This window comes from Aminicella lysinilytica (assembly GCF_004362975.1).
Taxonomy (GTDB): Bacteria; Bacillota; Clostridia; order Peptostreptococcales; family Anaerovoracaceae; genus Aminicella; species Aminicella lysinilytica.
In genome coordinates this window covers 1-22,071 of sequence record NZ_SNXO01000011.1, presented here as the reverse complement: position 1 = coordinate 22,071, position 22,071 = coordinate 1, and the positions used below count along the sequence as shown (strand labels likewise).

Annotated in this window: 14 protein-coding genes; 3 read left to right on the top strand and 11 right to left on the bottom strand. The window is 47.2% G+C overall.

All coding sequences use genetic code 11. The features are described from left to right. Positions 1–2: 2 nt before the first annotated feature. The gene (locus EV211_RS04105) at positions 3–2,084 is read right to left on the bottom strand and encodes a sigma-54 interaction domain-containing protein (RefSeq protein ID WP_133528165.1); all 2,082 of its coding nucleotides are present in this window, start codon (positions 2,082–2,084) and stop codon (positions 3–5) included. 356 nt (positions 2,085–2,440) lie between these two features. On the opposite strand from EV211_RS04105, the gene EV211_RS04100 reads away from it, so the two are divergent. Continuing rightward, positions 2,441–3,946, top strand: a complete 1,506-nt coding sequence (locus EV211_RS04100; protein ID WP_133528164.1) for an amino acid permease — start codon at positions 2,441–2,443, stop codon at positions 3,944–3,946. Between the two features lie 902 nt (positions 3,947–4,848). On the opposite strand, the gene EV211_RS10875 is transcribed toward EV211_RS04100, so the two are convergent. Further along, positions 4,849–6,930 carry a sigma-54 interaction domain-containing protein gene (locus EV211_RS10875; RefSeq protein WP_133528163.1) on the bottom strand — a complete coding sequence of 694 codons (2,082 nt, stop codon included), beginning with the start codon at positions 6,928–6,930 and terminating at the stop codon, positions 4,849–4,851. A gap of 275 nt (positions 6,931–7,205) precedes the next feature. Between EV211_RS10875 and EV211_RS04090 the strand changes: the two genes are divergently transcribed. Next, complete coding sequence (locus tag EV211_RS04090) at positions 7,206–8,750, top strand: Na+/H+ antiporter NhaC family protein (protein ID WP_133528162.1); 1,545 nt, start codon at positions 7,206–7,208, stop codon at positions 8,748–8,750. Positions 8,751–9,510: 760 nt separating this feature from the next. On the opposite strand, the gene phoU is transcribed toward EV211_RS04090, so the two are convergent. The 5 genes from phoU to EV211_RS04065 are packed head-to-tail and all read right to left on the bottom strand — an operon-like array spanning position 9,511 to position 13,549. After that, positions 9,511–10,173 (bottom strand): phosphate signaling complex protein PhoU, encoded by a 663-nt coding sequence (phoU, locus tag EV211_RS04085; RefSeq protein WP_133528161.1) that lies wholly within the window; start codon positions 10,171–10,173, stop codon positions 9,511–9,513. Beyond that, a complete protein-coding gene (gene pstB, locus EV211_RS04080) occupies positions 10,173–10,925 on the bottom strand; it encodes a phosphate ABC transporter ATP-binding protein PstB (RefSeq protein ID WP_133528193.1) in 753 nt (250 codons plus the stop codon). Before pstB ends, phoU begins: the two co-directional genes overlap by 1 nt. Positions 10,926–10,939: 14 nt before the next feature. Beyond that, positions 10,940–11,785, bottom strand: a complete 846-nt coding sequence (gene pstA, locus EV211_RS04075; RefSeq protein ID WP_133528160.1) for a phosphate ABC transporter permease PstA — start codon at positions 11,783–11,785, stop codon at positions 10,940–10,942. Then, positions 11,778–12,638: a phosphate ABC transporter permease subunit PstC gene (gene pstC, locus EV211_RS04070; RefSeq protein ID WP_133528159.1), complete on the bottom strand. Its 861-nt coding sequence runs from the start codon at positions 12,636–12,638 to the stop codon at positions 11,778–11,780. Before pstC ends, pstA begins: the two co-directional genes overlap by 8 nt. 2 nt (positions 12,639–12,640) lie before the next feature. Next, complete coding sequence (locus tag EV211_RS04065) at positions 12,641–13,549, bottom strand: substrate-binding domain-containing protein (protein ID WP_133528158.1); 909 nt, start codon at positions 13,547–13,549, stop codon at positions 12,641–12,643. A gap of 164 nt (positions 13,550–13,713) precedes the next feature. Between EV211_RS04065 and EV211_RS04060 the strand changes: the two genes are divergently transcribed. Then, a complete protein-coding gene (locus tag EV211_RS04060; RefSeq protein WP_166635367.1) occupies positions 13,714–14,484 on the top strand; it encodes an EFR1 family ferrodoxin in 771 nt (256 codons plus the stop codon). 92 nt (positions 14,485–14,576) lie between these two features. Here the strand turns inward: EV211_RS04060 and gltA are convergent, their stop codons facing one another. Genes gltA through EV211_RS04040 form a run of 4 tightly spaced genes read right to left on the bottom strand, consistent with a single transcriptional unit; the run spans position 14,577 to position 21,659 of the window. Beyond that, complete coding sequence (gene gltA / locus EV211_RS04055; RefSeq protein WP_133528156.1) at positions 14,577–15,965, bottom strand: NADPH-dependent glutamate synthase; 1,389 nt, start codon at positions 15,963–15,965, stop codon at positions 14,577–14,579. Then, entirely contained in the window at positions 15,958–16,812 is an 855-nt protein-coding gene (locus EV211_RS04050; RefSeq protein ID WP_133528155.1) for a sulfide/dihydroorotate dehydrogenase-like FAD/NAD-binding protein, read from the bottom strand. The genes gltA and EV211_RS04050 overlap by 8 nt, the downstream gene beginning before the upstream one ends. Positions 16,813–16,830: 18 nt before the next feature. After that, positions 16,831–20,337, bottom strand: a complete 3,507-nt coding sequence (gene nifJ, locus EV211_RS04045; RefSeq protein WP_133528192.1) for a pyruvate:ferredoxin (flavodoxin) oxidoreductase — start codon at positions 20,335–20,337, stop codon at positions 16,831–16,833. A 23-nt stretch (positions 20,338–20,360) separates the two neighbouring features. Beyond that, complete coding sequence (locus EV211_RS04040) at positions 20,361–21,659, bottom strand: 4Fe-4S dicluster domain-containing protein (RefSeq protein WP_133528154.1); 1,299 nt, start codon at positions 21,657–21,659, stop codon at positions 20,361–20,363. Positions 21,660–22,071 lie beyond the last annotated feature (412 nt).

Sequence of the window (22,071 nt, the reverse complement as noted above, 5' to 3'; positions counted from 1 at the left end):
TCTCACAGGTCATACTTGAGTTTCTTCCGCGCGAAGGTGGTCTGTGGCAATCCCAGCATTTTCGCTGCCTTCCGCGTAGTTCCCTCTTTCCTGAGGGCATATTCTATTATCTGCTTCTCCTGCTGATCCATCATCTGATGGAAGTTCAGGTGTTCATCCATATTGTAACTCTTCTTCACACTGTTCACCAGATCACCGTAGGCATTCTCGTTTAAGATAGCATCCACTTCTTCTTCGGTTATAACTATGTTTTCACTGCTGATGACCAGCCTGTGGATAATATTCTCCAGTTCTCTGACATTCCCCGGCCAGTAGTAATTGTACAGACTGTTGAGAGCGTCCGGCGACAGTTCCTTTTCCATACCGTACTTTTTGTTCCAGCCTTTTACGAAAGTCTCCGCCAGGATCAAAATATCAGCCCGCCTTTCTCTCAGGGGCGGCACGTCTATCGTGCAGATATTCAGCCTGTAATAGAGGTCCTCACGGAATTTCCCCTCGTCTACCAGTTTGCGCAGGGGCACGTTGTTAGCGCAGACGACCCGCACGTTGACAGAGATCTGCTTGGTACCTCCGACTCTGTAGAACTGGCTTTCCTGCAGGACTCGCAGAAGCTTTGACTGCATATTCATAGACAGTGTCCCGATTTCATCCAGGAACAGTATTCCTTCATTGGCCAGCTCGAAATATCCTTCCTTGCCCTTGGCCTGAGCTCCCGTAAATGCGCCTGCCTCATAGCCGAAGAACTCTGACTCAGCCAGAGTTTCCTGAACTGTAGCACAGTTTATTTTAATGCAGGGCTTGGACCGTCTGGAACTGTTCTGATGGATTAGTGACAAAACCTTTTCTTTGCCGACGCCGGTCTCACCTTGAATGATGACATTGCAGTCATACTTGGCAATATTCATTACTTCCTTGATCATGCTGCTGGTTACTATGTCCTGGTAAACAAAGTCATCTTCCTTGCCGGCGTTCTTGATTTCCTGGCTCCTGGCACGGCTCTTGGTGATCCTGTTGATGCCCTTATATGACCTGTACATTCTGTTGATTTCTTCAAGTTTAGGCTTCAGGGCGTGGACTATCTGCATGGTAAACTTCGGATAATCCTGAACGAACTGGTCGAAGGCATAGGTAAGCACCACTTTCCCCATAGACTCCGCGCAAAGCACAGCCTTACTATAGTTGTTAGCGAAGGATGTGAAATATGCACAGCCGAAAGGTTTGACAAGGAGCATACCAATGCTCTCTGATCCGGAAATATCTTCTGTGATTATTACCAGATCCAGCTGCTTGAAATTGCTGATCTTGCTGACAATTTCCTCATAAGACCTGACCGGTTCGCTGAGATCTACGAAAAACGTCTCCTTAATGAGTGGTCTCATGACCTGTTCCAATTCTTCCTTTGGAATGTCCTGAGTATAATACTTGTCCATAACGGCAATTACATTGTATTCCGGTCCAATAGCCTCGCGAAGAGTTGCCGCGTATAGAAGACAGGTATGTACATTTCTGCCTATGATAGCTACATTCTTACATTGATGATCTGTGGCTATATCAAATGACCCGGCTATACTGCCGGCTTCATCAATAGCCGCCAGAGTGTAGTTGGCTTCCAGTGTCGGATCAACTTTAAATACAGGCGAAGCCTCGAAAATTATGGCGTATCCCCTGCATTTGAACTGACCGTAGTCGTAGTCGATGTCAAATATCTCTTCAATATTTATGGGGATGCCTCCAAGAGATGTAATGCAGCATATGCGCTCTCCTACGGTTAGATCGGCATCAGGTCCGAAGTCGTCTGATATTTCCTCAATTCTCCCCATGAAAACCCCGCCGGATCCAGTGAATGGATTCTGCAGTTTGCCTCGTTTATCCACTATGTCCATGATCTTGGCCTTGATCTTATCTTCCTCAAAACCGCAGCTGTTGCATATCTGCTGAAAATTATCCCACTCCAGATGGACCTGTTCCAGGGCTACCCGTGCTTCACCCTCTCTGAGTTCTCTGCCGTTATCTATTTTCCAGGCCACAGGAGGAAATACTCCTGTCGGCTCCAGGACTCTCTCAAGTCCGAATACTTTATCCATGGGCTCTCCTTATATCTAAGTTATTATAGATTCATTATACCACAAATGGGTCACGTGTTACACCTTAAGGTTTCTTATGTTTTCCCTTAGTAATAGTGTATATTTATTCATCATTTACTTATATACAAAATCAAGTAATTACATGATGTCAAATACCAATTTGCTTATATATCTATGTAATTGCTATTGTTACGCCTCATTTTATAAAATACTGCTATAAATAGAATGACCGAAATATTATTGTAAGTTTATGCGTTAAGGTCTATACTTGTGAAGTCAAATAATGTGCGTTATCTGACAGACATGCATTTTTTATTTTACTAAATAAAATTCTGAAAAGAATGGGGGAATTATTTATGAGTAAAGGAAACGACGGTGAACATCTTAACCGTGCCTTGAAGCCAAGACATCTTAACATGATCGCCATAGGCGGTGCTATAGGCACCGGCCTGTTCGTAGCCTCAGGCAGTTCTATTTCCGGAGCTGGCCCAGGCGGTGCGCTTCTTGCGTACGCTGTTATCGGCACTATGGTATTTTTCCTGATGACAAGTCTTGGAGAAATGGCCACATATATGCCGGTCTCAGGTTCATTTGAAACTTACGCGACGAGATTCGTCGATCCTACCCTGGGCTTTGCCCTTGGCTGGAACTACTGGTATAACTGGGCGATCACAGTTGCCAGTGAAATGGTAGCAGGAGCTATCGTAATGGGATACTGGTTCCCGAACATCCACGGTGCCATTTGGAGCATACTGTTCCTGGCTCTGCTGTTCGGACTGAATATCCTCGGTGCCCGCGGTTACGGCGAAGCAGAGTTCTGGTTTGCCGGCATCAAAGTAGTCACCATAGTAGTATTCCTGATCATAGGCGTACTGATGATACTAGGTATCATGAAGGGCGGTCCTGAAGGCGGTCATCTATTTGATAACTGGGTCAACGGAGACGCTCCATTCCACGGCGGATTCCTTGCAATATTCGGAATCACCATGGCAGCAGGCTACTCCTTCCAGGGAACCGAGATCGTCGGCGTTGCAGCAGGCGAAACCGAAAATCCTGGCGTAGCCGTACCTAAAGCTATTAAAACTGTATTCTGGCGTATTCTGATCTTCTATATAGGAGCTCTTACAGTAATCGGATTTATCCTGCCCTACACAGATCCTAACCTGCTGTCAGGCGCTACTGACAACATCGCAATGAGTCCATTCGTACTGGTTCTCAGAAGAACAGGATTTGCAGCAGCTGCTTCAGTAATGAACGCAGTAATACTTACATCCGTATTGTCCTGTGGTAACTCAGGATTATACACATCATCCAGAATGTTATACGCTCTGTCTAAAGAGGGCAAGGCGCCTTCCTTCCTCAGCAAGCTGAGCAGCAGAGGCGTTCCTATAAACTGCCTGTACTTTACAGCTGGTTTTGCTCTTCTCTGCTTCGTACTTTATCTGACAGGCGGAGAAAACGGCGTATATCTATGGCTGGTAAATGGTTCCGGAATGGCCGGCTTCATTGCTTGGCTGGGAATCGCTATAAGTCATTACAGATTCAGAAAAGCCTGGGTAGCTCAGGGTCACAGCCCTCACGAATTCAAGTATCATGCAGCGCTGTATCCATTTGGCCCTATCTTCGCATTTCTACTGTGCGCTATAGTTATCCTCTTCCAGGATTACCAGGATATACTGGCAGGGAACTGGATGTCCGCATTTGGTATGTACCTTGGAATCTTCGTATTCCTAGCATTCTTTATTCCGTATAAGGTAATAAAGAAAACAAAGATCGTCCCTCTTAAAGACTGTGATTTCTCAACAGATAATATCACAGGAATGGATGACATAGTTTCAGAGATAGACAAAGAAAGAAAGTAATCCGATATAATTGTCTACCCCAAGGAAAGGGCCGTTGCCATGCCAAGCAGCGGCCCTTTTCATGCCCTTCCGCGCCAGCGATCACTCTCATCAACAACATTATTTGGCGGTGCCCACTACGCGCAATATGTTTTAAATTACCATATACACCGCACGCAAGAATTAGTGATTCTTGCGGGTCTGGAGCAGTTTCACCCGGAGTTGTCAATAGGCAACTCCTTGGGTATTCCGTCGGGTTAGGTCTCAAAGTGGAAAGAAAATGACACGCAAAATTAGAATGCAAAAGCAAATTACAATTAAAGCTAAAATCCAAGTCACTTTCAACCAGCCGGCCGCCCTTCCGCTGAACGATCCCGCAGGAGTAGATACAGCCATAGTCGCAGACGAGCAAGAAGAGCAGCCTAATGTGCCGCGCTGTCTGAAGACGGAACAAATTGCAATGCGATGGTGAAACATACTTGCATGATTTCACCTGAGTAATTGCAATTTAAAGGAGTTGTCAATAGGCAACTCCTTGGGTCTTCCGTCGAATTAGGTCTCAAAGCGAAGCGAAAATGACACGCAAAATTAGAATGCGGAAGCAAATTACAATTAAAGCTAAAATCCAAGTCACTTTCAACCAGCCGGCCGTCCTTCCGCTGAACGATCCCGCAGGAGTAGATACAGCCCCCGACGAAATAAAACGACAAGAATAGTAAGCACTATGCACTGTTTGAAGTTGAAGCAAAGGGTGAATACGAAGAGGAGGTCGTACTCGTATGATCTCCTCAAGGGTCACCCTTTGGAGCCTTGAAAAGGCTCTCTCGATTCAACGAGTTTGCATAGTGCTCTATTCTTGGTTTTATAAGTCGCTAGGGGCTGTTCACGCACGAGGACTAGTGAAGCGGAAGTGGCGGCCGGCCCTATAATCCGCACTTGATCTTCTTGCGGGAGAACGTCGAATGCGACATACCCAGCAACTTCGCCGCGCCCCTGGTCGTCCCCTCCTTGCGGAGAGCATACTCTATTATCCGCCTCTCCTGCTGCGCCATCAGCTCATCGAAATTCAACTCAGAAGTCCGTTCCACACGCTGCTTCACATTCATCATCATATCCCCGTAAGCATCCTCATTGAGAATATCATCAACAGCATTTCCGTTTATCACAACACCCGTACTCCCGATTATAAGCCTGTGCACCACATTCTCCAACTCCCTGACATTGCCCGGCCAGTAATAATTGTATAGACCATTCAACGCCTCCGGCGACAAGACCCTGTCCACGCCATACTTTTTGTTCCATTTTTTAACGAAGCCCTCGGCCAGAACCAGTATGTCAGCCCGGCGCTCCCGTAGCGGCGGCACATCGATAGTGCATATATTCAATCTGTAGTAAAGGTCCTCCCTGAACCGTCCCTCGTCCACAAGGCCCTTCAAAGGAATATTGTTAGCGCAGATCACGCGGACATTGACATCCTGCTGAACAGTGCCTCCGACCTTATAGAACTGATTCTCTTGGAGCACACGCAGAAGCTTAGTCTGAAGGTTAAGAGACAGTGTCCCTATCTCATCCAGAAACAGGATGCCGTTGTTGGCCAACTGGAAATATCCCGCTTTGCCCGATGATCTGGCTCCCGTAAATGCGCCCTCTTCATAGCCGAAGAAGTCCGACTCACCGAGACTTTCCTGTATAGTCGCGCAGTTGATTTTGATACAAGGATTGTTCCTGCGCTCACTGTTCTGATGTATCAGAGAAAGGACCTTCTCTTTACCGACTCCGGTCTCTCCCTGTATTATGACGTTGCAGTCAAATCTGGCTATATTCAGCACCTCATCCATAAGATTTCTGGTGACCTCGCTGCTGTAAATGAAGTCATCATCCCGGCCAGCCTTATTGATACTGATTTCCTTGCTGCGGCTCTTCGTAAGCCGGCTTATCTTTTTCTTCTTTTCATATAAATTATTGATTTCTTCCAGTTTAAACTGCGTGAACTCTATCAGGTCCAGAGTGAATTTATGATAGTTTTCCACGAACTGGTCGAAGGCGTACATATTCACCACCTTGCCAAGATTCTCCGCTGCCAGCTGCGCCGAACCGTAATGATTGGCAATAGACGTGAAATACAGGCCTCCCTTTGTTTTCGCCAGCATGACAGCCAGAGCCTCGGCCCCGAAAATATCTTCAGTTATTATAACCAGATCAAATGACCCTGCGATAGTTTCCTTCTTCTTCATCTCCCTGTACGCCGCAATCGGCTCAGTCAGATCCAGGAAATATGTCTCACGTATCAAGGGCCTCAGGGTCTGATTGACCTCTGCCTCGCTGAGGCTTCCCCTTAAATACTTGTCCATGATTGCTACGATCCTGCATTCCGGTCCCATGGCTTTCCGCAGAGCTGCTCCGAATACAGCCGTAGTGAATGTGTTTTTTCCTATTATGGCTATGTATCTGGCTCCGTCGTCTACGGCCATCTGATGGGCGCCGTAAAGATTCCCCGCCTCGTCAAGAGCCGCCAGGGTATAATTATTGCGAAGGTCTTTCCTGGCTTTTACCAGGCGCGATGTCTCGAAGACAATGGCGTAGCCTGCGCAGCTGATCTGCCCGTAGTTATAATCTATGCCTGTGATTTCATCTATGTACAAAGGTATGCCTGTCATTGATGACGTGCAGTACACCATATCACCGCCGGCAACATCTTTCCCCGGGAATTGTCCGTCGTAAGCCTCCTCGGCCACGCCGAGCAAAACTCCGCCGGTGCTGGTGAAGGGGTTGTGGAGCTTGCCGCGGCGTTCGATTATATATAAAATTTTCGCCTTGATTTTCTCGTCATCGTAACCGCAGCTACTGCATATCTGCTGAAAGCTGTCCCATTCTATATTTATGAGTTTAATGGCGATCCGGGCTTCACCCTTTCGCAAGTCTCTGCTGTTGTCTACCTTCCATGCACTGGCCGGCACTGTTTCCTTAGGTTCCAGGACTCGTCCGAGTCCGCACTCTTTTTTCATTGTAAATCTCCTGTAAATAGCAAGTCCTTACATTTCACCATATATCATAGTTGAAGTCAATACTTTTGGCCCAATTTTGATACAAAAAATAAGCCTTTTGTCTCACATTTGAGACAAACCCCAGGCTGCCCTTTGTTATATACAACCTTCGCCTATCCCTTGCATCCCTGCAAATCAAACACATGTACCCCTTTGTTAAATCTTTTTCAATCTTGGCACAGTGCTTGCTTTACATGTAAAGACGTTGTTAATTATTATTAAAGGAGTTATTTTAAATGAAAGTAGTAAAAGGAATCGCAAAATTTCTGCCGGTCATAGTGTTGGCCTATCTGATGGCCGTTGTCGGTGAGGACGCCCTCATCGCTGCCCCTATTGCCACCATCGTAGCGGTAATAGTTGCAAGGATCACAGAAAAACTGACATTCAAGGACTGCATCGACGCATCCATCAAGAGTGTAGGCAATATCATCGTTGCCCTCTTCATCCTGATGTTTGCCTATGCTATGGCAAGTGCCTTCATGTCAACGGGCGTTGGAGCCACAGTAATCAACATTGCCCTTTCAATGGGAATCACAGCAAGAACAGTAGCCGTAGTCGGAATCGCCGTTACAGCTATCCTGTCTGTTGCAACAGGTACTTCATGGGGAACATTCGCAGCGTGCGCTCCGATCTTCCTGTGGCTGTGCCATATAGTAGACCCTAACTGCATCAATGACGGCTGTCTGCTTCTGACAACATGTGCTATTGCCGGCGGAGCATGCTTCGGCGACAACATCGGCCTGATCTCCGATACGACTATCGTATCTTCCGGAATCCAGGGCGTTGAGGTAGTTGACAGAATCAGAACTCAGGGAGTATGGTCCATTATCTGTCTGATACTGGCAGTTATCTGCTTCTTCGTAGCAGGTACAGTAATGGGACTTCCAACCACTGATGTAGATCCGAGCGGAGTTATGGACAGCATTCCACAGAGTGCTCTCGATTATCTCTCAACTAAGAGACCTGAAGCTCTTGACCTTCTCGGTCAGGTAGGCGGAAGCGTTCCTTATTACATGATCGTTCCTCTACTTCTGGTTATCGGCCTTGCCGTTGCCGGAGTAAATACATTTGCCTGCATCGGTTCAGGCATCCTGTCCGCATATCTGCTGGGACTTCCTGCAGGAACTACGACCTTCTTCAAGGGTGGACTTCAGAGCTATCTCGACCAGTGCATGGACGGATTCGCAAGCGCAGGTTCATGGGTTGTCGTAATGATGATGTGGGTTGCTGCCTTCGGCGGAATCATGGGCAAAATGAATGCCTTCGAGCCTCTCGCCAGGGGTATAGTGTACATCTCCAAGAATGTAAGACAGCTGATGTTCTGCAACGGTCTTCTCTGTATCGGCGGAAATGCCGTTCTGTCTGATGAAATGGCTCAGATCGTAACTATCGGACCTATCATCAAGGACATCACCGACAAGAACGTTGAAGCAAGCGAAGAGGATATGTACAAGCTCAAACTCAGGAATGCTACCTTCGGAGACGCTATGGGCGTATTCGGATCACAGCTTATTCCATGGCACGTATATCTTGGTTTCTATGTAGGTATAGCAGCCAACGTATATCCGCTATATCACTTTGTAAATACGGACTTTATCAAGTTCAACTTCATGGCTATGATTGCCGTAGCTTCACTGCTTATACTGACCCTGACCGGTCTTGACAGGTTCATACCTCTGTTCAGACTTCCATCAGAGCCAAATGTAAGACTTAAGAAGCAGGTAAATGCTGAAAAAGTTAAGGAAACTGCTCAGAATGCAGAAGACGAAAAAGACGCATAAGCTTGAAAATTAGTTTACTAATCGACAATAAAAATTACAAACCCAAATTCCCTTGGAGCAGATATGATATTATATCATATCTGCTCCTCTTTTATTGATACCTTGCGATTGCAAGAGATTGAAGATGGTCGTTGATGTTTCCAGCCCCGCAAGAATCAGTCTGAAAAGACTATGTGATTGTACCGCGCACGTATTAGGCTGATACCCAGAACGATAGTGCGGATTTTTTGTTATTGTAAACCAAAATCGCACTTATTGACCCATTCAAAGGGGTCGAGGTGCGCGTTACTGGTTATAACTTCCTTGATTGGGATTATATGGAACCATATCAGACAGAAAACGCACTTCCAGGTCTCTAAAACAGCCTATACGTGCGCGGCAAATCATTGGAATTCCAATACGCGCACCTCCATCCTCTGAGAATCACTGATAAGTGCGTAAATCAATTTAAGAATCTCTAGAACGCACCTCCATCCCTAAATACAGGGCTATACGTGCGGGCACGCACGTATACGACCAAATCAATAATATAAGGTGCGCGAGCCATCTGATCCGCCCGCGATTCCGCAGGAGCAATAGCAGCCATAGCCGCAGACGAGCGGGAAAGGCAGCTAAACACGTTACGCTGTTTGACGGCGAAACAAATGGTGGCATGCGCACGAAGAGAGCCGTAGACCGCCACGTGCTAAAGCACTGCGGTCCTGACAGGGGACCTACCAACGACTCATACTTCGTCGGGTTAGGTCTCCCAGCGGGCGGATCAGATGGGATCGCGCAGTTCCTCGCTCAGGTGCACCCCCGTAATAGAGAACTCCACCCACTCAGCGATATTCACAGCGTGATCTCCGATACGCTCGCAGTACTTGGCGATCATAAGCAGATCCACACACAACTCAGGACTCGTCTCCTCGCCCCTGATCAGTTCGATAAGATCCTTACGCATTTCCTCGAAATGTCCATCGACTATGTCGTCATCCTTCATCACCTTATATGCCAGGTCAAGATCCTTGTCCACGAAAGACTTGATAGCCGCCCTCACCATAGCCGCCGAAGACTCAGCCATAGACTTCAGGTGCGTATGATGCTTGGAATCATCGCCCTCAATGTACTCGGCTATCTCGGCAATATCAGAAGCCTGATCTCCTATTCGCTCCATATCCGTTATCATCTTAAGAGCCGCGGAAATCGTCCTCATATCACGTGCCACAGGCTGCTGCTGAAGCATGAGTTTGAAGCACATATTCTCTATTTCTCTTTCCTTCTCATCGATTTCATTATCCGTTTCCTTAACCAACTTCAGGAGCTCATCCTTATCCTCCAGAAGCCCGCTCATAGCGTCCGTTATAGCCAGCTCGCACAGGCTCCCCATTTTTATCAGTTCTACATTCAATTGAGCCAGTTCTGCGTCGAATCTGTTTCTCATCAGCCAAACCTCCCTGTAATATAATCCTCTGTCTTCTTGTTAGAAGGAACAGAGAAGAGTTTATCAGTTTTATCGTATTCGATGACCTCACCCAGCAGGAAGAAGGCCGTATTATCAGAAATCCTAAGAGCCTGCTGCATATTATGAGTCACCATTATTATAGTGTACTTTTCCTTCAGCTCCAGGACCAGATCTTCTATCTTACTTGTAGAAATCGGATCCAGAGCACTTGTAGCCTCGTCCATGAGTAGCACCTCAGGATCCACAGCCAGAGCCCTGGCTATGCATAGCCTTTGCTGCTGACCACCTGAAAGCCCCAGGGCACTTTTCTTCAATCTGTCCTTAAGCTCATCCCAGATAGCCGCATCCCTCAGAGATTTTTCAACTATCTCCTCAAGTTCCAGCTTGGACCTTATTCCATGAGTCCGCGGCCCGTAAGCCACATTATCGAAAATACTCATAGGAAAGGGATTAGGTTTCTGGAAAACCATGCCCACATTACGGCGAAGCAGGTTAACGTCGGTTTTCGGCGCGTAGATATCCCCTCCGTCCAGCATTACCTGTCCCGTGATCTTACAGCCCTCTACCAGATCGTTCATACGGTTCAGTGTCTTCAGCAGAGTAGACTTGCCACAGCCGCTGGGACCTATGAAAGCCGTGATTTCCTTGGCCGGAAGATGCAGATTCACCGACTTCAGGGCATGGAAATCGCCGTAGTACAGATTCAGATCATTTATCGTAAATTTATCCATTACATTCCTTTCTATCATGCAGCCTTACCGGCCACCTTTTTCGCCACCAGACTTGAGATGGCGTTGATTATTATTACCATTATCAGCAGTACCACGGCCGTCGCATAAGCCTGATCCATGTAGAGTCCCTCGGAGAGGAGTGCGTACATGTGCACTGAAAGGGTCCTTCCCGATGAAAGGAGACTTGATGCGACACCGGTCACGGTTCCTGCCGTGTATATTAAAGCCGCCGTCTCGCCGACGATCCTGCCCACTCCCAGTATGACACCCGCCAGAATGCCCGGTACTGCAGATGGGAGCACCACTTTGAAAACGGTTCTGAGCTTTCCTGCTCCAAGGCCGAAGCTGCCCTCGCGGTATGTGTCCGGCACGGCCTTCAGGGCTTCCTCCGTGGTTCTCATTATCAGAGGAAGTATCATTATGGCCAGGGTCATAATTCCTGCCAGTATCGAATAGCTCCATCCCAGAGCTACTACGAAGAACAGAAATCCGAAAAGGCCGTATATGATTGACGGTATCCCCGACAGAGTCTCCGTCGTCAGCCTGATCACCTTGACCAGCTTGTTCCCCCTGCCGGCGTATTCCACCAGGTAAACCGCCGAAAACACCCCGAAAGGTACTGCCACCAGCAGCGAACAAAATGTAATGGTCAATGTGTTTATTATGGCCGGCATCATGGACACGTTATCCGTCGTGTATGTCCACTGGAAAAGATCGAGATGCAGGTTAGGTATACCTTTGTACAAAATGTAACCTACCAGGGCTACCAGTACCAGCACGGTCAGGGCAGCCGACAGGTCAACCATGATCCTCAGGGCAAGGGAGCCTGGTCTGCCTTTGTATGCTGACAGTTTATTCATTTCGAGCGCTCCTTTCCTTGATCAGTGTGAACAAAAGGTTGATTATGAGTATGAATGCGAAGAGTACCACGCCGGTGGCGATGAGGGCCTGCCTGTGTATGCCTGTGGCGTATCCCATTTCCAAGACGATGTTTGTGGTCATGGTCCTGGCGCCGCTTAGGATGCTATCCGGCATTATGGCCTGGTTTCCTATGATCATAGACACAGCCAGGGTCTCTCCTATGGCTCTGCCTACGCCCAGGATCACAGCCGCCGTGATGCCTGACTTTGCCGCCGGTATCAGTGTGGCGAATACGCTGCGTTCGTGTGTCGCGCCCAGAGCCAGAGAGCCTTCATAATAGCTTTCCGGCACGGCCCTTATAGCCGATTCCGAGACAGTTATTATAGTCGGCAGGATCATTATGCCCAGCATTATCGATGCTGTAAGTATTCCTTTGCCGCTGGTTCCGAAAATGTCCTTCATGATCGGCACTATGACAACCAGACCGAAAAATCCGTAGACTATGGACGGTATGCCTGCCAGCAGGTCAATAGCCGGTTTGAGTACTTTGTACTGGAGCGGGCCGCAGAACCTGGCCATGTAGGCCGCGCAGAATATGCCCACAGGTACGCCTATGATAATGGCGCCGACTGTTACATATATGCTGCCTACGATCATTGGCAGGATGCCGTAAACATCCGCAAAAGGTTCCCAGAGGGTCCCCGTCAGGAAGTTCACTATTCCTATTTTCGACATGGCCGGTATTCCGTTACCGAACATGAAGACGCAGATGAGTATAACTGCGATTATGGAAGCACATGCGGCCAGTAAGAATACCAGCTGCATGGCTTTTTCTTTAAAACTATTGTTCATGATTATTTGATCTCCGACCAATCAGTTATTTTACCTGTGTAGATTTGTTTTACCTGATCAGATGTGATATCTGACAGTCCGTTACTTCTGTTGACTATGACTGCGATGCCGTCTCTGGCGATTTCCTGGGATTTGACTCCCTTGGCTTTCTCAGAGTCTTCCAGTTCTCTTGAAGCCATTCCTATGTTGCATACTCCCTGGATAGTTGAGGTAACTCCCGTAGTCGAATCTGACTGCTGTACCTCGACTTTTACATCTGAGTTGACTTTCTTATATGCTTCAGCCAGTTTCTCCATCAGCGGCGTTACCGATGATGAACCTGCTACGACGATTTTTCCTGACGCATCGCTTTTGGCGTAGGAATCGGTAGCGTCTTCGCTGACATAGCCTTCCTTATCTACTATAGCCTGTCCTTCTTTGCTGTTAATGTAACTTATGAAGTCTTTGGCTGCTGCGTTTGTCTTCTTGCCTGTTACTATATTGAATGGCCTGGACACCTTATAGTCACCGCTCTTGACGTTTTCTACCGAAGCGGTTTCTCCGTCGACCTTCAGAGCCTTGACTGAATCGCTCATTGATCCCAGGGAAACATATCCGATGGCTTTCTCGTTGCCCTTTATCGTCTGCAGCATTACTGCCGTACTGTTGGTGACTTCCGCCGACTTGATTGTCTTGTCTACCTTATCGCCGTTATCTTTCTTGACCTCTATGCCGAATAGTTCGATGAAAGCTCCTCTGGTGCCCGATCCGTCTTCTCTGGATACTACGCTGATCTCGCCGGTCATGCCGCTGCTGTCGCTGCTGCTGTCCGATTTGTTCCCGCAGGCTGTGAACAGCGATGCTGCCATTACGATGATAGCTCCCACCGCCAGAGTCTTCTTTAAATTCTTTAATAACCTGTTCTTTTCCATTCTTGTGATCCTCCTTGAATCATTCATATAATTTCTGTCTTTCTGTTTACAATGCTATAATACTCAAGGAATGTAAAAAGTGTAATCTCATTTAAGTAAAATCTATGTAAATTAATATATTGTGCTATAATGTAATTAAATTCAACTTACTCGGAGGTATGGAAATGAAAACTATCAAAGTCGTGTATTTTAGCCCTGCAGGTGGGACCAAAAGAATAACCACCAGCATTGCCGGCGGTTTAGATGGAGTCAAAGAATATCACAGTCTCATGGACAGGCGCCTGGAGAAAAAGCTGACTATAGCCCCAGACGAGGCGCTCCTGCTTGTGATGCCGGTTTATTCCAACAGGATACCGGAATACTGTGTGAACTCAGTCAAGCACATCCACGGCAACGGCAGGCCTGCGATCATAGTGGCCGTCTATGGCAACCGCGATTACGGCAGCGCTTTGCTGGAAATGGAAGACCTGCTTTCATCTCAGGGCCTGGACGTAGTCGCTGCCGGCGCTTTCATTGCCAGGCATTCACTTTTCCCGGAAATCGCAAAAGATCGCCCTGATGAAAAGGATCTGCATGCAGCCAAGGATTTTGCTTCCAAGTGTAACAAAAAGCTGGCCAAGTATGATCATAATGCGTACCAGCTGCTGGAAGTCCCGGGTGAAAGACCTTTCCCGGAGTACAGCAAGCGCACTCTGGTGCCGGCCGCATCGAACAAATGCACCAAATGCAGGACCTGCGTTGAAATTTGCCCTGTCCACGCCATATCCAGAGAAAAGCCTAAGAAGGTCGACGAGACCAAATGTATCGGCTGCTGTGCCTGTGTGGCCCACTGCCCGACAGGCGCCCGAGGATTCTCAGGCCTGATATACGGCAGCGTCGCCAAGAAGATAGGAAAACTGGCAGCGGATCGCAGAGATCCGGAAGTGTTTATATAGTGGACAGGATCACATACTATATATTAGCAAGAGCGCGGAGCCATTGGCTCCGCGCTCTCTTTGGTGATTTATACTAATGATATTAATTGGCCTTATTTGCTCAGGAATTCATCGATTCCTGCGGCAGCAGTTTTGCCTGCTCCCATAGCCTTGATTACAGTAGCTGCGCCTGTTACAGCGTCGCCGCCTGCAAAGATCTCAGGACGGTTGGTCTCAGCCTTATCGTCTGTGCCGATTCCGCCTCTTTCATTAGCTTTCAGATTGTCAGTAGTATCCAGAATCAGCTTGTTAAGTTTGGTTCCTATGGACATAATCACATAGTCAACGTCCTCAACAAAGTTTGATCCTTCGATCTCTATTGGCCTTCTTCTTCCTGATGCATCAGGAGCACCAAGTTCCATCTTTACACATTCGATTCCGGTAACATTTCCCTTATCATCGCCAAGAACCTGTACAGGGTTGGTCAGATAATGGAAGATGATGCCTTCCTCTATTGCATGATGAAGTTCTTCTGCTCTTGCAGGGATCTCTTCAGCTGAACGACGATAGATAACATATACTGCTTCAGCTCCCATACGCTTAGCGCATCTGGCAGCATCCATAGCAACGTTTCCGCCTCCAACTACTGCGATCCTCTTAGGATGCATGATTGGTGTGTCATATTCGTCCTTATAAGCCTTCATCAGGTTGATCCTGGTCAGGTACTCATTGGCCGATACAACGCCCAGAAGGTTCTCTCCCGGGATGTTCATGAACGATGGAAGTCCAGCTCCGGTTCCGATAAATACGGACTCGAACTTTTCTTCTTTGATCAGCTCATCAACTGTAATAGCTCTTCCGACAATGGCATCAGTTTCAAACTTAACGCCCTTTGCTTCAAGCTTAGCAACCTCAGCAGCTACGATCTCCTTAGGAAGACGGAACTGCGGGATGCCGTATACCAGTACTCCGCCGGTCTTATGCAGACTTTCGAAGACTGTAACTTCATAACCTTTATTGATCAGGTCGCCGGCACAAGCAAGTCCTGCAGGGCCTGCTCCTACGATAGCTACCTTATGACCGTTGCCTTTTGCAGGCTTGATTTCTTCGTCACCATAGTTGGCAGCGTGCCAGTCAGCAACAAATCTCTCCAAACGGCCGATTGCTACAGGCATACCTTTGACGCCGCGAGCGCAAACGCCCTCGCACTGGTTTTCCTGCGGGCATACACGTCCACAGATTGCAGGAAGTGAACTTGTCTCGCTTATGATCTGATAAGCCTCTTCAAATTCTCCCTCTGCTACCTTAGCTACGAACTCAGGAATCTTTACCATTACCGGGCAACCATCCATACAAGGCTTTTTGCGGCATTTAACGCATCTCAGCGCTTCATTGATTGCCTGTTCCTCTGTATATCCAAGGGTTACTTCCAGAAAGTTCTTATTACGAACGTCAGGTGCCTGTTCAGGCATTGGATTCTTTTCTCTCTGTAAATTAATCATTGTAACGAACACCTCCTGTCAGGCGGCATACATGCTCTCTGTCATACTTTTCCTGATCTGAGTAATATGCACTTCTCTGGATAAGCTCATCCCAATCAACCAGTGAACCGTCGAAATCAGGTCCATCAACGCAGACGAATTTGTCTTCTCCGCCGATGTTGCAACGGCAGCCGCCGCACATTCCTGTTCCGTCGATCATGTAAGCTGTCAGGGAAGCGATGGATTTGATTCCATGCTTCTGAGCGATCTCACAGGTAAACTTCATCATGATCGGAGGTCCTACTGCTACGATCTCGTCATAATCATTTCCTGCTGCGATCAGTTCTTCCAGTTTAACCGTAGTGAACATCTTCTCACCGGCAGTTCCGTCATCTGTTACCAGATAAAGGTTGTCTGTTCCTGCCTTGAACTCATCCTGAAGGATAACCAGATCCTTGTTTTTGAATCCTGTGATCATGTCAACTTCGATTCCTGCGTCATGCATACCTTTTGCAAGAGGATATGCCAGAGCGTTTCCTGTTCCGCCTCCAACTACGCAAACCTTCTTCAGACCTTCCATTTCGGTCGGTTTTCCCAGAGGTCCAACGATATCAGCGAAGCAGTCTCCTACTTCCAGCTGATCCATAAGCATAGTAGTTCTGCCTACTGCTGCGTATATCAGGTCTATAGTACCCTTCTTCGAATCATGTCCGGCCATGGTAAGAGGAATTCTCTCACCATACTCGTCAGTACGAAGGATTATGAACTGACCTGGTTTAGCTTTACGTGCTACTAACGGTGCGCTGATAACCAGCCACGTGATGTTGTCATTCAACATTCTCTTACTTAAAATTTCAAACCTTTTCATTTTCAAAACCCTCCTTTCCTAGTTGTCCAGACTTTTCTTCTCATTAACGAGGTGATCGTATCTCTCCTTAGACTGCTCTTCTGCCTTGTTGAACAGTTTTTCTGCTCTCTCAGGGAATTTCAGTTTCAGTGAGTTGTAACGAACTTCGCCCATGATGAAGTCTCTGTAACTCTCAGTTGGCTTAGCGCTATCGATGAACAGTGGATTCTCGCCTGCTTCTGCCAGATCCGGATTGTATCTCATCAGGTTCCAGTATCCGCTGCGAACTGCGTTCTTCATCTCAAGCATTGACTTATTCATTCCAGCCTTAACTCCGTGGTTGATGCATGGTGCATATGCGATGATCAGTGATGGTCCATCATATGCCTCTGCCTCGCGGATAGCCTTCAATGTCTGTTCAGGGTTAGCTCCCATAGCGATCTTAGCTACGTATACATATCCGTAAGCCATAGCTATCTGAGCCATATCCTTTTTCTTAACATCTTTTCCGGATGCTGCAAACTTGGCAACAGCTCCCATAGGAGTTGACTTGGATGACTGTCCGCCAGTGTTTGAGTAAACCTCAGTATCGAATACCATTACGTTTACATTGTAACCGGAAGCGATAACGTGGTCTAATCCGCCGTAGCCGATATCGTAAGCCCATCCGTCACCACCGAATATCCACATTGATGGCTTATTCAGCAGATCCTTATTGTCTACGATCCACTTAGCATCTTTGTTCTTGCCTGCAAGTTTCTCACATGCTTCAGCCAGGATCTCTCCTGTTTCCTTGGATGCCTCAGCATCCTCCATGCTTGCTAACCATGCCTTAGCAGGAACGCCGACTTTATCTACAAGTCTTTCTGCTGCTGACTTCAACTCGTTACGACGTGACAGTACTGACATTGTCATACCAAGTCCGAACTCTGCATTATCCTCGAACAAAGAATTTGCCCAAGCAGGTCCTTTGCCCTCTTTGTTTACTGTGTAAGGTGTGCTCGGTGCGCTGTTGCCCCAGATCGATGTACAACCTGTTGCATTAGCAATGAACATCCTGTCTCCGAAGAGCTGTGTGATCAGCTTAGCGTATGGTGACTCTCCGCATCCCGGGCAAGCGCCTGAGAACTCAAGCAACGGACGTAAGAACTGTGAGCCCTTAACTGTATCCGGCTTGAACGGAACTTCCTTCTCCTCAACGTTATTGAAGAGATAATCATACTTAGCCTGATTTGCCTGAACGATCTCGTCCTCAGCAGGCTCCATCTCCAGAGCTTTATTTCTAGCAGGGCAAACCTCTACGCAGGATCCGCATCCTGAACAGTCAAGAGCGGAAATTCCCATAGTAAAGAACTTGTCCTTAGTGCCCTTCATCTTCAGATAATCGCCGTTAACAGGAGCAGTCTCGTCTTCTGTCATAACGAAAGGTCTGATTACGCCGTGTGGGCAGACATATGAGCACCAGTTGCACTGCATGCAGTTAGCCTTATTCCACTTAGGAACGTCTGTAGCGATGCCTCTCTTCTCGAACTGAGCTGTACCTGCCGGAACTGCTCCGTCCTGAGTATCCATATAAGCGGAAACCGGAATGCTGTCGCCTCTCATTGTTCCCATAGGTACCAGTACGTCGTTCAGGAACTTAGTCATCTGATCGTCACGACCAACCAGCTTCTCTCCTTCAGCATCATCGGCACATTTAGCCCATTCCTTAGGAACGTCTACCTTATGTACGTTATTGATACCGGCGTCGACAGCTGCAATGTTCATGTCTACGATCTTCTTGCCCTTCTTGCCGTATGTCTTCTTGATAGCGTCCTTCATGTAGCCTTCAGCTTCATCGATAGGAATGATGTTAGCTAATTTGAAGAAAGCTGCCTGCAGTACTGAGTTAGTTCTTCTGGCGCCAAGTCCTATGTCCTTAGCTATTGATACTGCGTCGCATGTGTAGAACTTTACATCGTTCTTAGCGATGTACTGTTTAACAGCTGATGGCAGATGCTCATCAAGTTCATCATCGCTCCATACGCAGTTCAGCAGGAAGTATCCACCCGGTTTAACATCCTGTACCATGTCGTACTTCTGCAGATATGCAGAGTTGTGGCATGCTACGAAGTCAGCCTGCATTACATAATACGTTGATTTGATAGGCTTATCTCCGAAACGCAGGTGGGAAATGGTAACTCCGCCTGATTTCTTGGAGTCGTACTGGAAGTAAGCCTGTACTTTCTTATCAGTGTGGTCACCGATGATCTTTACACTGTTCTTATTAGCTCCGACTGTACCGTCTGCGCCAAGTCCCCAGAACTTACATGCAACTGTTCCTTCAGGTGCTGTGTCCGGATACTCGCTAGGAGCGATCGACAGATGCGTAACATCATCGTTGATGGAAAGAGTAAATTCGCTCTTAGGTGATTTGCTTTCCATATTCTCGTATACTGCAAGGATATCTCCCGGCTGTACGTCCTTGGAACCAAGACCATAACGGCCTCTCATAACATTTGCTGTCTCGAACTTGGTGCCCTTGAGAGCTGCAACTACGTCCAGATAAAGTGGCTCGCCCAAGCTGCCCGGCTCTTTAGTCCTGTCAAGAACTGCGATGTTCTTAACTGTATCAGGCATAACGTCCAGCATGTATTTAACTGAGAACGGTCTGTAAAGATGTACTTCCAGGATTCCGACTTTCTTGCCCTTCTTCATCATTGCGTCGATCAGCTCTTCAGCTGCGTCGCATACGGAACCCATAGCTACGATGATATCTGTTGCCTTAGGATCTCCATAATAGTTGAACGGTTTGTAGTCGGTACCGATCTTAGCGTTGATCTTCTGCATGTATTCGTTAACGATGTCAGGAGTCTCGTTATAAGCGGTATTACATGATTCTCTGTGCTGGAAGAAAGCTTCCGGCTGCTCAGCAGAACCTAATGAATGAGGATGGTTAGGATTCAAAGCGTGATCTCTGAATGCCTTGACTGCATCCCAGTTTACCATATCCTTCAGCTCGTCATAGTCCCATATCTCGATTTTCTGGTTTTCATGTGATGTTCTGAAACCATCGAAGAAATGAAGCATAGGCAGATGTCCGTCGATAGTTGCAAGATGTGCAACTGCTGCCAGGTCCATTACCTGCTGTACACTGTTGGATGCCAGCATAGCGAAACCTGTCTGACGACATGCCATAACGTCTGAATGATCGCCGAATATTGACAAAGCGTGAGTCGATACGGCTCTGGCTGCTACATGAAATACTGTAGGAGTCTGCTCTGCTGCGATCTTAAACATATTTGGAACCATAAGAAGCAATCCCTGTGAAGCTGTGAATGTGGATGTATATGATCCAGCTGTAACAGCTCCATGAACAGCACCTGCTGCTCCGGCTTCTGATTCCATCTCTACGATTTTAACTTTTTCTCCAAAGATATTATCTCTGTCCTGGGAAACCCATTCGTCCATGCTCTCTGCCATCGGTGAAGATGGTGTGATCGGGTAGATCGCTGCAACTTCAGAGAATGCATAAGCTACGTGAGCGGCCGCTGTGTTTCCGTCCATTGTTTTTAATTTTCTCACCTTAATCACTCTCCTTCCGTTAAGCCAAGTGCTGCCCTCTGCAGATAGTTCGCTTCTGGAACTTCCTGCTTCTGAATGAGGTGTCTAGGACACATGTACTGGCAGACTTCACAGTCTTCACAGATCTCAGGATCTACAACTGCATGCTTTCCGTCCATATAGATTGCTCCGTTAGGGCAGTTGCTCTTGCAGTCTTCGCAAGCGATACATCCTGAATCACATACTTTGGCCTTTTCTTCATAATCATCTGTTGATGAACATGGAACCACTTTCATTCCCTTATAAGGAACGATGGTTATCAGATTCTTAGGACATGCGTATGTGCAGTCTCTGCATCCTACGCACTTCTCAGGATCTACGATTGCTGTTCCGTCTTCAACATGAATAGCGTCGTAACGGCACACCTTGGTGCAGTTGCCCATTCCTGTGCAACCTGTCGTGCAGAGATCGTAATCCTTAGGATTTACGTTATCTACTATAGCCTGACAGTCGTCATAACCTAATTCTGCATATTTCTGGTTAGGCTTGAATCCACCGCTGCATCTTACAAATGCAACCTTCTCTTTAAGTACAGTCAGATCATGCAGTGAATCTACGATGATCTTCTTCTTGCACTTAACTGTGCATGCTACACAGCCTACGCATTTGTCATAATCAATGACAGCGTGATTGTCGATGATCTCGATTGCTCCTTCAGGACATGCCCTCTCGCAATCGCCGCATCCGATACATCCGTATCCGCAGATTTCTCTAACCTTGTCCTCGTCTTCTTCCTTGGAAGAACATGGGATAAAGTTGGTTGCATCGGCCGGTATCATCAGAACTACGTGCTGTGGGCAGACCTGTGCGTTGGCACAAGCTCCGCATCCGTTACATTTCTTCGGATCGATGACTATATTGCCATCAACCAGCTTCATTGCACCGAATTCGCAAGCATCCATGCAGGATCCAACTCCTACACAACCGCTCTTGCACTCGCCCCTCTGGAATCCCATGTCTACTGCGTCCGCGCAGGATTTGCATCCGGCGAATCTCTCTTTGCCTGCGGCGTCTCCGCTACATGCAACAAAGGCAATCTTCTCAGTCACCTCTACAGCAGGAACTCCCATGATCTTAGCGATAGCATTGACCTTGCTCTGCTTAGCTGCAGGACATAGAGCAACACTTTCGCCGGCAGCGATAGCCTCAGCACACTCTTTACAAGTTGCTTTTCCGCAGCCACCGAAGCCTTTGCAGTCTCCACCCGGCAATTTATCAAGGATCTTCTTGATAACATCGGCAGGCGTACCATGATTAGTACTCATAACTACTAACTCCTCCTTTTCCCGATAGAATATCTATCAAACTATGCTAGTTAAGCATTATGTTTAACATAAGTAAACACAAATTATCTGACTAATATTATGTATACAAAGTTACTTTTAGTGTACTCTTTCACTTGGTCAAAGTCAATAAAATGTGGGCAGTTTTTGTTGATATTTCAATGTATTTTTTGATGAACAAATCCTTCGTGATACTCTCATCCCTCTTATTTCAACAATCATGACCACCGGCTCAGCCGGTGGTTTGTTTTGGCCCTAGAAGGGCCTGTTACCTGCCACATCTTAAGATGTATTGAAAGGTCCACCAACCGCACCACTTTCTCTACAAACCCTAAAGGGTTATCTGTTTTTCTTACCGGTGAACGGGTCTATGTACTCTTTCATTGTTAATTGA

What these genes read in the sequence shown, in the direction of transcription:
- EV211_RS10875 (WP_133528163.1), bottom strand. Translation starts at nt 6,930, where the DNA reads ATGAAAAAAGAGTGCGGACTCGGACGAGTCCTGGAACCTAAGGAAACA.
- pstC (WP_133528159.1), bottom strand. Translation starts at nt 12,638, where the DNA reads ATGAACAATAGTTTTAAAGAAAAAGCCATGCAGCTGGTATTCTTACTG.
- EV211_RS04090 (WP_133528162.1), top strand. Translation starts at nt 7,206, where the DNA reads ATGAAAGTAGTAAAAGGAATCGCAAAATTTCTGCCGGTCATAGTGTTG.
- pstB (WP_133528193.1), bottom strand. Translation starts at nt 10,925, where the DNA reads ATGGATAAATTTACGATAAATGATCTGAATCTGTACTACGGCGATTTC.
- EV211_RS04050 (WP_133528155.1), bottom strand. Translation starts at nt 16,812, where the DNA reads ATGAAAAGGTTTGAAATTTTAAGTAAGAGAATGTTGAATGACAACATC.
- EV211_RS04065 (WP_133528158.1), bottom strand. Translation starts at nt 13,549, where the DNA reads ATGGAAAAGAACAGGTTATTAAAGAATTTAAAGAAGACTCTGGCGGTG.
- nifJ (WP_133528192.1), bottom strand. Translation starts at nt 20,337, where the DNA reads ATGGACGGAAACACAGCGGCCGCTCACGTAGCTTATGCATTCTCTGAA.
- phoU (WP_133528161.1), bottom strand. Translation starts at nt 10,173, where the DNA reads ATGAGAAACAGATTCGACGCAGAACTGGCTCAATTGAATGTAGAACTG.
- EV211_RS04105 (WP_133528165.1), bottom strand. Translation starts at nt 2,084, where the DNA reads ATGGATAAAGTATTCGGACTTGAGAGAGTCCTGGAGCCGACAGGAGTA.
- EV211_RS04040 (WP_133528154.1), bottom strand. Translation starts at nt 21,659, where the DNA reads ATGAGTACTAATCATGGTACGCCTGCCGATGTTATCAAGAAGATCCTT.
- gltA (WP_133528156.1), bottom strand. Translation starts at nt 15,965, where the DNA reads ATGATTAATTTACAGAGAGAAAAGAATCCAATGCCTGAACAGGCACCT.
- EV211_RS04100 (WP_133528164.1), top strand. Translation starts at nt 2,441, where the DNA reads ATGAGTAAAGGAAACGACGGTGAACATCTTAACCGTGCCTTGAAGCCA.
- pstA (WP_133528160.1), bottom strand. Translation starts at nt 11,785, where the DNA reads ATGAATAAACTGTCAGCATACAAAGGCAGACCAGGCTCCCTTGCCCTG.
- EV211_RS04060 (WP_166635367.1), top strand. Translation starts at nt 13,714, where the DNA reads ATGAAAACTATCAAAGTCGTGTATTTTAGCCCTGCAGGTGGGACCAAA.